The following is a 12099-nucleotide window of genomic DNA, read 5'->3' on the forward strand; positions in this document are numbered from 1 at the left end:
GCCCCCGCCCCCTCTACGTCAAAAGTCACGTTCGGCGGATTTCCCGCCACCGGGTGGATCAGCCGGTGCGTTCGGGTCCGGCGGGGCCGGACACCGCGTAGGGTCCGCTCATGGCTCGTGTTCCTCGTGCCCGGCGGACGGTCGCGCTGACCGCGGACCTGGTGATCCTGACGATCCGCGCCGGTCGGTCGTGCGTGTTGCTGGTGGAGCGCGCGGGTGAGCCGTTCGCGGGGCGGCTCGCCCTGCCGGGTGGTTTCCTGCGCGGCGACGAGAGCCTGGAGCAGACCGCGGCCCGGGAGTTGCAGGAAGAGACCGGGATCGTGGCGGATTCCCTGCCGTTGGAGCAGATCGGCACCTATTCGGCTCCGGACCGGGATCCCCGCGATCCCCGTGTGATCACCTGTGCATTCCTGGCGATCGCGCCGGATCTGCCGCTGCCGGAGGCGGGATCGGATGCTCGGGCGGCGAGCTGGATGCCCGTCTCGGAGGCCAGATCGGTGGGGCTGGCGTTCGACCACCCGCGGATCTTGGGGGACGCGATCGACGTGGCCCGGCGGAAGCTCCAGTTCACCACGGTGGCGACCGCGTTCTGCGACGCGGAGTTCACCATCGGCGAGCTGCGCGAGGTCTACGAAGCGGTGTGGGAGGTCGAGCTGGATCGGCCGAACTTCCACCGCAAGGTCACCGATGCGGAGGGGTTCGTCGTGCCGACGGGGCAGCGGCGTGCCGCGTCGAACGGGCGTCCTGCCGCGCTCTACCGGGCGGGATCCGCGGACGAGCTGGTGCCTCCGATGATGCCGCCGCGCAGGAGCTGATCTCCGCCGACCGTCGTGGTGCCGGTGTCGATCGACGCGTGGCCGATGAGCGTGCCGCTGAGCAGTGCGCCGCTGAGGAACGCGATGACGACGGCGTGCGCCGCAAGCCGGAACGAGCAGTGGATCTGCATCTCGAACCCCTTGTTGTCAAAGTGACTATAAGTTGTTGGAGATGACGCTAGGCGCTGTCCGTGCTTATTGTCAATGAGACAACAAGGGGGTCGGTGGAAGTCAGACCTCGTGGTCCGGCCGCAGCATCGCCGGATGGAGCAGCGCCGCTCCGCCGGAGCGGTACAGCGCCGCCGGGCGTCCGCCATCGCGGGTGGTGCGCTCGCCGGTGGGGACGAGGAATCCCGGCACGCCGGTGATCTTGCGGTGGAAGTTCCGCGGGTCCAGCCGGGTGTCCCACACGATCTCGTAGATCCGGCGCAGGTCGGTCATGGTGAATTCGGTGGCGCAGAACGACGCGGCGAGGGTGGTGTACTCCAGCTTGCCGCGAGCGCGCTCCACCGCGTCGGCGATGATCCGCGCGTGGTCGAAGGCGACCTGCGTCTCGCCCTCCAGCACGTCGCGCGCCGGGACCCAGGTGGCGGCGCGCGCGTCGCCACCTGCGGTGGGATCAGGCAGATCCGCGACGAACGCCAGGTAGCACACGGTGATCACCCGGCGGCGCGGATCGCGGTCCGGTGCGCCGTAGGTGCGGAGCTGCTCCAGGTGCAGGCCTTGCGGATGCAGGCCCGTTTCCTCGGTGAGCTCCCGCGCCGCGGCCTCGTCGACGTCCTCGGCGTCGTCGAACAGGAAGCCCCCGGGTAGTGCGAGCATTCCGCGAAACGGGTCCTCGCCCCGCTCCACGAGCATGATCCGCAGTGCGCCGTCGCGGACGGTCAGGATCGCGAGGTCGACGGCCAGCGCGACTTCGGGGATGGTCCAGTCGTCGTCGGACACGGTGGTCACCCCCGGTCGTGATCGGTCGGCTCGGACGTCTGTCCACTAGGTACACCGTACTCGTGCTGGTAGCGGCGCCGCCGATGCGCAACAGTTATCGTCATATTGACTATAAGACTCCGGTTGGGCTAGCGTCCCTCGCGCCGCGGCACCAGCACATCGCCGCGGATCCCGCTTCCCGGCCCCGGAAACGCGTTCGCGGCCACCGCCCCGGGAAGCGCTCTCCGCTGAGCACCTGAGCGCCAGAGCACGACCAGCACCCCTGATCGAAGCGATGGAGCAACACGATGATCGTCATCTTGACGGCGTTGGACGTCGAGTACACCGCGGTCCGCGAACACCTCACCGGACGCGCGGAGCACTGGAGCGACAAGGGAACCCTGTTCGAAGTGGGCGAGCTGACCGCCCGGCCCGGTCGGGAGGTGGCGATCGCCAGACTGGGCCAGGGCACGATCAACGCGGGCGTGCTCACCGAACGCGCCATCGACGAGTTCCGCCCGGACGCGCTGCTGTTCGTCGGCGTCGCCGGGGCGCTCCGCGACTGGCTGAACCTCGGCGACGTGGTGGTCGCCAACCGGGTCTACGGCTACCACGGCGGCAAGAGCGAAGACGGCGGATTCCGCACCCGCCCGCGGGCTTGGGACATCCCGCACCGCATCGAGCAGGCGGTGCACCAGGTGTCCCTGTCCGACGACTGGTGCGCCGGGCTCACCGCCGGCGGCGGCGCCCCCGCCGTCCACACCGCCCCGATCGCCGCAGGTGACGTGGTGCTGAACTCGCGGACCTCCGAGTACGCCGAACGGCTCCGCGAGACCTACAACGACGCGATCGCAGTGGAGATGGAAGGCGCCGGATTCGCCCTCGCCGGGCACATCAACGACAACGCGCAACTCGCGGTCGTGCGGGCCATCAGCGACTACGCGGACGGGGCGAAGGAGGCCGTCGACGGCGAAGGCTGGCAGGCCACCGCCGCCCGCAACGCCGCCGCCTACGCCGCGGCGCTCTGCGCGGCACTGGAGGAGAGGGGTGGGGGACGGCGGGGCCGGCACCTCGGCCCGGATTCGGGGCCTCCGCCGCTAGGTGGCCCGATCGTGCAGGGCAACGCCCAGGTGGGAGAGGTGGCGACCTTCAGCTCCGGTTTGCGCACCATCAACATGGGTGGCCGCGGGGGGAACTCGTGAACGTTCCTCCCTGGGTCGATCTGAGTTCTGAATGGCCTGGCGTCCACGTCGGAGGTGAAGCGGAGGTCGGTCAAGCCGTCGGCGTGCACATCGGCGAAACGGCGATCCACCGCGACGGGACGTACCACATCAACCGCGGCGATCCGCCGGAACGCAAGGAAGAAGTGGCGCTCCACCACCTGGAGGGGGGTACTCCGCGCCCAGCTGAGAAGCTGCTCCGCGAGATTCTCGAAGCAGGGCACGGGAACACGCGCCGGTCCTACCTCTACGCGCTCGCGCTGTTCAGCGAACGCGCGCTCACCGAAGTCGACGCCGCCGTGCTGGACGAGTTCGACGTTGCCCGGAAAGTGGCGGAACGATGCCCGCGGGACGAGTGGCGCGACGCACTGGACGTGGTGGACGAGCTCTTCCGCCGGGCGTGGGAGCAGAATCCCCACGGCCCGGCCGAATCGGTGGGCTTCGCGCCGGTGGACACCGGTTACGACGCGCTGCCCGCGATCGAACGGGGCCAGATCACCAGGCACCTGAAGTTGATCCTCGACGGTGTGACAGCGACCCGCCTCGCGTCGGCGGAGACCGAGCGCGTCCTGGGCGAGCGGATGGCCCCGGACCGCAAGGGGAGGGCGTGGAAGTTCTTCGAACCCGATCCGGCACGACCACGTGCATTCGTTCCGGCCCGCACCGCTGTCGGTACTCCGGTGTGGACGCGGGCGGGACTCGGAGTCCTCAGCGGGCTGCTCGGCCTGTACACCTCGTTCGCGTACTGGGCAAGCCCGGCCATGTGGTGCGGTCTGGCTCTGGTGGTCGGCGGCGGGCTCCTCGCCTGCCTTCACGAGTTCACCCGTCGAGTGCTGAACAAGGAGCGGCAACGCGCCGAGCGGGAGCACAACGATCAGGTCCCGGACGAAGCCCCGCCTTCCCCCGGGCACTGGGTGCGGACCGATTTCGTCGCAGCCGTCCACGAACGGGTCGAAGCGGGCTTCCGCGCCGTCCGCCCGCACATCGCGGGACAGTGGAAGGCGCAGACCCGTGGTGTCCGCCGCACTCTGACCATCCGCCTCGCGGCGCTGTACGGAAACGCCGGTGTGGAACCGGAATCGCTGGACTGGCTGATCCGCTGGCACGGCTATCGATGCGCTGAGCGTTGGCGGGTCGGCGCGCTCTTCGGCCATCGCACGGAACTGCTTCCCACCCGGCGCACCGTCCTGCTCTTGCGATCGGGCATCGCGCTCGCGGCCACCGGCGCGGTGGTGATGATGACATCGGGAGCGGTGCTGCCCGCGCTGCTGCTCGTCGGCAGCGGGTACCTCGGGCTCGTGCACGGTGTCGAACTGGCCGCTGTTCGCCGGGACGACCTGCGCAGGACCGCGGCCGACGCTGCGTTGCACGACGAAGAGCTGAAAGCCTTCGCGGAGTGGACCTCGACGCTCGCGGACCGTCCGTCGGACGAGGAGATGGGACGATGGCTGAACCTGGACAAGCGCTACCTGATCACGGCGGCGACCAGGCACGGCAGATTGGCCGGAAGTGATCTCATGGACCAGTTCGTGACCTTGGAAAAGGCGCCGCGAGCGCGCCAGGCGCTCGTCCCGGGCGGGCCGCCGCGCTACTCCGAATACGTGGTCAAGGTCTTCCTGCTCACGCACAACGGGGTTCGAGTCGTCGAGTCCGAGCTGAACTTCCTCAACGGGGCGCGCAGGAACGAGCAGCGCTCGTCGTTCCGCTACGAAGCACTGGCCTCCGCCGGCATCACCGAGGTGGGGGTGCGCGTCGCCAACGACAGGTACGCGCTGCGGAACGAGAACAGGCCCGATTCGTTGGAGATCGTGCGGTTGCGCAGCCGGACGCTGCGACTGGTGCTGTTCAACGGGCCGGACATCACGGTCATCACGAACAAGTTCGACCGCCTCCGCGATGTGACAAGCGAGGAGGAAGCCCACCTGCGGGACCGCGAGCTCGACGCGGCCGGGATTCCCACCGCGCTGCGCACGCTGGAAGCGGTGGCGTCCGAGGGGGGACGCTGGATGCAGCGGGAGCACGAGCGGAGGCGGCGGTTGCGTCGTGATCGGCCCGCGCGGGAGGGCCGGGCGCTGGACAGCACCGCGGCTGATCGTTCCGAGCGGGCCACGAGCTCGCCGCGCTGACGGGCTTTCGCCGGTGCGCGGCCCATCGGCATCGGCCGCGCACCGCGGTCTGTGATGGTTGGCACGGTTCGTTCCGGTGGTGCGGAGCTTGTGATCTGCTGAAGCCGCGCTCCGAGGAGCCGCATCGTCGGAAGGCCGTCGCCGTCCCTCCGCGCTCGTGCCGCGGGAATCCGGTCGCGATCGCACCTCCGCCCGTGCCCGCGCCGCCTGCCGCGGGAAACCACCGGGCCGACGCCTGTGATCACCGGATTCGGAGAAGCCGTGCACTGGAACTGGAACGATGCCGCTGAGTTCGACGAGGAAGCCTTCCTGTCGGCGGCGATGGACTGGCACTTCTCCCCGGAAACGGGGTCGCCCTTCTGGCTCGACCGGGCGGCTTCGCTCGGGTTCGACCCGCGGCGCGACGTGCGCAGGCACGCCGACCTGGCCCGCTTCCCGAACGTGGTGAACGAGCTCCGCGGCGTCCCGATCCGCGACCTGGTTCCGCGCGGCTACGGCGACCGGCCCGACGTGCTCGGCGCGTTCGACAGCGGGGGCACCACCGGTGCCCCGAAGCGGGTCGTGCTGCTGCGGGACTGGCTGGAGCACTCGCTGGCGTGGAAGTCGGCCCGGATGGACGAGCTCGGCTTCCCGCGCGACGCGCACTGGCTGACGGTGGCGCCCGGCGGCCCGCACATCTTCGGCAGGTTGATGGCGGAACTGCCGGGCATGCGCGGCGGCATCGCGTTCACCGTGGACCTCGACCCGCGGTGGGTGCGCCGCAGCATCGCCGAAGGCCGCCCGGACGAGGCGGACCGCTACGCCGAGCACGTCGTGGACCAGGTGGAAGCGGTGCTGGACAGCCAGGAGGTCGGCGTGCTGGTGGCGACTCCGCCGCTGCTGGAGCGCATCGCCGACCGCGACCGCCTCACCGCGGCGATCAACGACCGGGTCGGCACCATCATGTGGGGCGGTGCGCACCTGGACCCGGACACCCGGTACCTGCTGCAGCACGAGGTCTTCCCGGACGTGGCGCTGCGCGGCCAGTACGGCAGCACCACGATCCTCGGCGGCAGCATGGAACGGCCGGGTTGCGACGGCCGGACCTGCACGTTCGACTCGTTCTCCCCGTACACCACGTTCACCGTCGTCGACCCGGACACCGGGGCCGAGGTGGCGGAAGGCGAGCGCGGGCAGGTCGTGATGCACCACGTCAGCAAGGCCATGCTGCTGCCGAACAACCTCGAACGCGACGTCGCCACCCGCATCGCCGCGCCCGCCGGATCGCTGGGTTCCTCGGTCGCCGACGTCGCGCCCGTGCGGACCTTCGAGAACTCCGCCGTGATCGAGGGGGTGTACTGATGAGCGCCCGCCGGCTCGATGCGCTCGGCGCCACCGGTGCGTTCCGCGCCACCCGCCGCCGGGAGGTCACCGCTGTCGACGGAGCGGTGCTCGCCGAGCTGAGCCTGGTGCCCCGGCTCTACGTCAAGCGCAGCGTCGCCGCGCTGCGCCGGGCCGAGCCGCTGTCCGCGCCGCGCCGCCGACGCGCGCTCGCCGACGCGGCCCGGGCCTTCCTCGGCACCGTGGACGGGATTCCGCTGCCCGAGCACGAACGTGAGGTGTGCCGGGCGTCCGGCGTCGCGCTGCCCGTGGTGCGGGCCGCATCGCTCGCGCTCGCCCGCAGCGCCGAAGCGGCCGCCGAGTCGGTGGACCGGGCGCGCCCGACCGGCTCCGCCGCGCACTGGCTGGACCGCGCCGGATCGGGCGCGGTGTGGAGCCGCCGCGGTGAGGTGCTCGCCGTGCACGCGCCCGGAAACCACCCGGGCACGCACACCGAGTGGATCGAGGCGCTCGCGCTCGGCTACCGGATCGCGGTGCGCCCCTCCGCGCGGGAACCGTTCACCCCGCACCGGCTGGTCACCGCGCTGCGGCAGGCCGGTTTCGGGCCGGACCAGGTGGTGCTGCTGCCGACGGACCACGACGTCGCCGCCGACCTCGTGACCGCCGCCGACCTCGCCCTCGTCTACGGCGGCGACCAGGCGGTGCGCCGCTACGGGAACCGGTCCGACGTGCTGGTGCAGGGGCCGGGCCGGTCCAAGGTGCTGCTCGCCGACGGGCGGCCCGCCGACCACCTCGACGTGGCCGTCGACTCGATCACCGGTCACGGCGGGACGGCCTGCGTCAACGCCACCGCCGTGTTCGTCGACGGCGACGCCGAGGACCTGGCCCGGCGGCTCGCCGAACGCCTCGACGCGATCCCCGTGCACCCGGTCGACCACGACGAGGCCGTACTGCCCGCGCACACGCCCGAACGCGCCCGCGAACTCGAAGCGCACCTGCGGTCCCGGCTGGACGGCGCCCGGCTGATCACCGGCGGCGACCTGGTGCGCGAGCAACCCGACGGATCCGCGGTGCTGCGCCCCGCCGTCGTGCTGCTCGACGTCGCCGACGCGCCGCAGGCCGGCATCGAGCTGCCGTTCCCCTGCGCCTGGGTGGCGCCGTGGACGCCCGGCGACGGCGTCGGCCCGCTGCGCGACACCCTGGTGCTCACCGCCGTCACCGGTGACGACGCGCTGCTCACCCGGCTCATCGACGAACCGAGCATCAGCAACGTGCACGTCGGCGACCACGCCACCCACCTGATGGCGCCGGGACTCCCGCACGACGGCCACCTCGCCGAATTCCTGATGCGCAGCAAGACGGTGCTGCGCACCGGAACCGAGGACGCCGACCCGCACACCAGGCTGCTCGGGCTGCTGTCCGGGCACTGGGCGGCGCGCGCCGTGCACGTCGCCGCCGGGCTCGGCCTCGCGGACCTGGTGCGGGACCGACCGCTGACCGGCGCGGAGGTCGCGGCGGGCCTCGGCACCGACCCCGGCGCGACCGAGCGGTTGCTGCGCTACCTCGCGCACCTCGGCCTGCTCCGCGACACCGGAGGCGGCGCGTTCACCACGACCGGCACCGGTGCGCTGCTGCACGACGACGACCCGTTCCGCGACCTGGTCCGGCTCTACGGCGCGGAGTTCTACCAGGCGTGGAACGACCTGGAGCCCGCGGTGCGCACCGGTGGGACCGCCTTCGGCCACCACTTCGGCATCGAGCACTTCGACCACTTCGCCCGGCACCCCGGCACCGCGCGGACGTTCGACCGCGCCATGCGGGCCGTGACCCGGTTGGTCGGGGAGGCGTTGCCCGCGGTGGCGGAGTTCCCCGCGACGGGCACCGCGATCGACGTCGGCGGCGGCGACGGCACCCTGCTGCGGCACGTCCTCGCGGCGAACCCCGGGCTGCACGGCGTGCTGTTCGACCGCGACCACGTCACGGGCCGCCTCGACGACGACTGCGGCGGCCGGTTGACGGCCGCGGCGGGCGACTTCTTCCGGCAGATGCCCGCGGGCGGCGACGTCTACCTGCTGTCCCGGGTGCTGCACGACTGGAACGATGCGGACTGCGCGCGGCTGCTCCGGACCTGCCGGGACGCCTGCGAACCCGGAACGCGCCTGCTCGTCGTGGAACGGCTGCTGCCGGACGTAGCGGGCCGGGAATCGCTGGCCGCGGCCTGGGACATGCAGATGCTGGCGATCACCGGCGGCCGCGAACGGCACCGGGACGAGTACGAGAAGTTGCTCAGCGGCGCCGGGTTCGCCGTCGAATCCGCGCGGCGGCTGCCGGTGGACCTGTCGTTGCTCACCGCCCGGGCGGTGTGAAACCGCCCCGGGCGGATCTGGTCGGATGTCCGGTGGGGCGGCCTGGTTCAGTCGTTTGACTCAACCGGGTGGTGGTTGTTGACTGGCGGTGCGCGAGAACCCCGTGCGCAGGGGGAACTCGGTGCCGGACGGGTTGGAACGGGTGGTGGTGCAGATGGCGGGCCAAGCGGCGCGCAGCGAGCGGGTCGGGGCGACCCGGGAAGCGATCCTGGACGCGGCGGAGCGGTTGTTCGCCGAGAACGGGGTGTTCGCGGTGTCCAACCGGCAGGTCAGCGAGGCCGCCGGGCAGGGCAACAACACCGCGGTCGGCTACCACTTCGGCACCAAGACCGACCTGGTGCGGGCGATCGTGCGCAGGCACGCCGAGCCGATCGAGCGGATCCGGGTGCGGATGCTCGCCGAGGTCGGCGAGGACGCGGGAATCCGGGACTGGGTGGAATGCCTGGTGCGGCCCAGCATCGAGCACCTCGCCTCGCTGGGGGTGCCGACCTGGTTCGCCCGGTTCGGCGCGCAGGTGATGACCGATCCGTCGCTGCGGCCGGTGATGGTGGAGGAATCGCTCAGCGAACCGTCGCTGCACCGGATCATCGACGGGCTGCGCCGGTGCCTGCCCGCGCTGCCGGACGAGGTGCGCGCCGAGCGCAACGACATGGCGCGGCAGCTCATGGTGCACATGCCCGCGGAACGGGAGCGGGCGCTCGCGGACTCCGGCTCCACGCCGCGGTCCACGTGGGACGACGCCGCGACGGGGCTGATCGACGCGATCACCGGCCTGTGGCTGGCGCCGGTCTCCGACCGCTGACCTCGCGGCGGAAGGGTTTCTGATCGCTGATCTCGGGGCGCAACGATCTCCGGGCGCTGATCTCGCAGCGGAACGGCTCTCCGGCCGCTGATCTCGCGGTGAACGCTCCTCCGGCGCTGACCTCGGGCGGAACGGCCGCCGGGCCGGACGGGCCGTCCGCCCGCGGTGATCAGGCTTCGTGGAGCAGGCGTTCGGTGACGGTGACCTCGCGGGACCCGGGCACCACGTGCTCCGCGGCCGCCTCGGTCCAGGCCGCGAAGTGCGGGCTCGCCCGGTGCGCCTCCAGCGCCGCCTGGTCCCGGTAGACCTCGTACAGGAAGAAGTGGTGGTCGTCCGCGGTGTCGACGACCACGTCGAAGCTCACGCACCCCGGCTCGTTCGCCGCGGAAGCCTCCGCGTCGGCGGTGATGGCGGCCAGGAAAGCGTCCCGGTGGCCCGGCTTGGCCTGCATGGACACGACGAGGGCGAGCACTCGATCCTCCTGAGCTGGAACGGTCCGGCGACCCCGACGGCCGCCGAGCGGCGACGATAACCCCGGCCGCGGCGGCCCGGCCCGCGGAGTGCGGATGATCTCATCGGCGGCGCGTCCCGCTCCGCCCATACTGGACCGGCCGAACGAGAGGAGACGAAGGTGATCCGGGTGGACGGCCGCACGCTGCGGTGCACCGACGTCGCCGACGCCGCGCGCACCGCGGGACCGCTGGCGATCGACCTGTCCACGGCGGCGCTGCGGGTGGCGGAGCACTCGTGGCGGCTCGCCGACGAGCTCAGCACCGAACGCGTCGTGTACGGCCGGACCACCGGCGTCGGCGCCAACAAGGACGACGTGGTCGGCGACCGCGACTCCGCCGAGCACGGGCTGCGGCTGCTGCGCAGCCACGCGGGCGGCAGCGGCGAACCCATGTCCGCCGAGCACACCCGCGGCACGCTGCTGATCCGGCTCAACCAGCTCGTCGCGGGCCGGGCCGGGGTCAGCCCCGACCTGATCACCGCGCTCGCCCAGGCCGTGCGCACCGGCGCGCTGCCGCTGGTGCACCGGCTCGGCGCCATCGGCACCGGCGACCTCGCACCGCTGGCCGAGACCGCGCTCGCCCTCGCCGGTGAACGCCCCTGGCTGGCCGGGCAGGTAGAGCCGGTGGAGATCGCGGCCGGGGACGCGCTCGCGTTCATGAGCAGCAACGCCGCCACCCTCGCCGAAGCGACCCTCGCGACCCTCGACCTGGAGCGGCTCACCCGAGCCAGCCACGTCGTCGCCGCCCTCACCTACGTCGCCCTCGACGGCAACCCCGAGGCGTACGCGACGCCGGTGCACGAAGCCCGCCCGCACGCCGGGCAGGTCGGGTGCGCCGCGCAGATGCGGCGGCTGCTCGGGCTGGACAGCACCCCGAAGCCGGGCAGGCGCATCCAGGACCCGTTCGGGCTGCGCGCCTACCCGCAGGTGCAGGGCGCCGCGGTCGACGCGGTGCACTACCTGCGGGACGTGCTCGCCATCGAGATCAACGCGGGCACCGAGAACCCGATGATCTCGGTGGTGCACCGGGACGCCTACCACCACGCGCACTTCCACACCGCCTACGTGGCGTCCGCGCTGGACTGGGTGCGGGCGACGGTGCACCAGGTGGCGGAACTGTCCGCCGCGCGCCTCGGCGACCTGGTCGAACCGGAGTTCACCGGGCTGCGCCCGTTCCTCGCCGCGGGCCCCTCCGGCAGCTCCGGGGTGATGATCCTCGAATACGTGGCGCACGACGCGCTCGCGGAACTGCGCCACGCCGCGCTGCCCGCCACCCTCGGCACCGCCGTCGTGTCCCGCGGGCTCGAAGACCACGCCAGCTTCTCCACGCAGGCGGCGCGCGCGACCACCGCGGCCGCCGCCGCGTACCGGCGGCTGCTGGCCTGCGAACTCGTCGCCGCGGTGCGGGCGTTGCGGATGCGGGAGGCCGACCTGATCGACGTGCCGGTGCGGGAGGCGTTCCACCTGGCCGCCGACACCCTCGACCCGCGGGTGGAGGACCGGCCGCTCACCGAGGACATCAGCAAGGCCGGGGACCTGCTCGACGACCTCGTCCGCTTCTGACGACCGGCGCCGGTGGACCTCGCGGCGTGCCGGCGAGATCATCGGTCCCGGCTCCGGGACCGTCCGGCTCCGGGACCGCCCGGCCCCGCACCGCCCTCCCGCCGCCACCACGACCGGCTCTGGATCCCGCTGCTGCACCACGCGTTCCCCCGGGGCACCGCGCGCGCCGACCTGGACCGGCCGCTGGGGCGGCTGCACGGCCTGCGCAACCGCGCCGCCCACCACGAGAACCTGCTGCGGGCGAACCTGCCCGCGCGGCACCAGGACGTGCTCGACGTCGCCGCCCTGCTCGCCCCGGAACTCGCCACCCACGTCAAGGCCACCAGCACGGTGCCCGCGCTGCTCGGCGAACGCCCCCGGTGAACCCGCTGCCGAACGCGTGTGCGCACCGGGATGTGTGAGTGCGGGCTGTGCGGGTACGCGCCGGTGGAAGGCAACGTCCACCGGAAGGA

The 12099-nt window shown here is 72.3% G+C and carries 10 protein-coding genes; 8 read left to right on the top strand and 2 right to left on the bottom strand.

The annotated features are described in order from the left end of the window. Positions 1-110 precede the first annotated feature (110 nt). Complete coding sequence (locus AC29IT_RS09020; protein ID WP_488218394.1) at positions 111-815, top strand: NUDIX hydrolase; 705 nt, start codon at positions 111-113, stop codon at positions 813-815. 231 nt (positions 816-1046) lie between these two features. Here AC29IT_RS09020 and AC29IT_RS09025 read toward each other — a convergent pair whose 3' ends face one another. Further along, positions 1047-1760 (bottom strand): NUDIX hydrolase, encoded by a 714-nt coding sequence (locus AC29IT_RS09025; protein WP_488218395.1) that lies wholly within the window; start codon positions 1758-1760, stop codon positions 1047-1049. A gap of 287 nt (positions 1761-2047) precedes the next feature. Between AC29IT_RS09025 and AC29IT_RS09030 the strand changes: the two genes are divergently transcribed. From AC29IT_RS09030 to AC29IT_RS09050, 5 genes are all read left to right on the top strand, one after another. Further along, entirely contained in the window at positions 2048-2941 is an 894-nt protein-coding gene (locus AC29IT_RS09030) for a 5'-methylthioadenosine/S-adenosylhomocysteine nucleosidase family protein (protein WP_488218396.1), read from the top strand. Positions 2942-3024: 83 nt separating this feature from the next. After that, positions 3025-5085: a hypothetical protein gene (locus AC29IT_RS09035; protein WP_488218397.1), complete on the top strand. Its 2061-nt coding sequence runs from the start codon at positions 3025-3027 to the stop codon at positions 5083-5085. Between the two features lie 261 nt (positions 5086-5346). After that, positions 5347-6426: an AMP-binding protein gene (locus tag AC29IT_RS09040; protein WP_488218398.1), complete on the top strand. Its 1080-nt coding sequence runs from the start codon at positions 5347-5349 to the stop codon at positions 6424-6426. Continuing rightward, complete coding sequence (locus AC29IT_RS09045) at positions 6426-8771, top strand: aldehyde dehydrogenase family protein (RefSeq protein ID WP_488218399.1); 2346 nt, start codon at positions 6426-6428, stop codon at positions 8769-8771. The genes AC29IT_RS09040 and AC29IT_RS09045 overlap by 1 nt, the downstream gene beginning before the upstream one ends. Before the next feature lie 154 nt (positions 8772-8925). Continuing rightward, positions 8926-9573, top strand: coding sequence for a TetR/AcrR family transcriptional regulator (locus AC29IT_RS09050; RefSeq protein ID WP_488218576.1), 648 nt, complete (start codon positions 8926-8928; stop codon positions 9571-9573). 169 nt (positions 9574-9742) lie between these two features. Here the strand turns inward: AC29IT_RS09050 and AC29IT_RS09055 are convergent, their stop codons facing one another. Beyond that, a complete protein-coding gene (locus AC29IT_RS09055; RefSeq protein WP_358440107.1) occupies positions 9743-10045 on the bottom strand; it encodes a putative quinol monooxygenase in 303 nt (100 codons plus the stop codon). 159 nt (positions 10046-10204) lie between these two features. Here AC29IT_RS09055 and AC29IT_RS09060 point away from each other — a divergent pair, with 159 nt between their 5' ends. After that, positions 10205-11647 (top strand): aromatic amino acid ammonia-lyase, encoded by a 1443-nt coding sequence (locus tag AC29IT_RS09060; RefSeq protein WP_488218400.1) that lies wholly within the window; start codon positions 10205-10207, stop codon positions 11645-11647. A gap of 12 nt (positions 11648-11659) precedes the next feature. Next, entirely contained in the window at positions 11660-12010 is a 351-nt protein-coding gene (locus AC29IT_RS09065; RefSeq protein WP_488218401.1) for a hypothetical protein, read from the top strand. The last annotated feature ends 89 nt before the right edge of the window (positions 12011-12099 follow it).

This window comes from Saccharopolyspora sp. MMCC62 (genome assembly GCF_057736575.1).

Excerpts from the sequence above, each read along its gene's own strand:
- AC29IT_RS09030 (WP_488218396.1), top strand. The coding sequence starts at position 2,048 with ATGATCGTCATCTTGACGGCGTTGGACGTCGAGTACACCGCGGTCCGC.
- AC29IT_RS09020 (WP_488218394.1), top strand. The coding sequence starts at position 111 with ATGGCTCGTGTTCCTCGTGCCCGGCGGACGGTCGCGCTGACCGCGGAC.
- AC29IT_RS09050 (WP_488218576.1), top strand. The coding sequence starts at position 8,926 with ATGGCGGGCCAAGCGGCGCGCAGCGAGCGGGTCGGGGCGACCCGGGAA.
- AC29IT_RS09045 (WP_488218399.1), top strand. The coding sequence starts at position 6,426 with ATGAGCGCCCGCCGGCTCGATGCGCTCGGCGCCACCGGTGCGTTCCGC.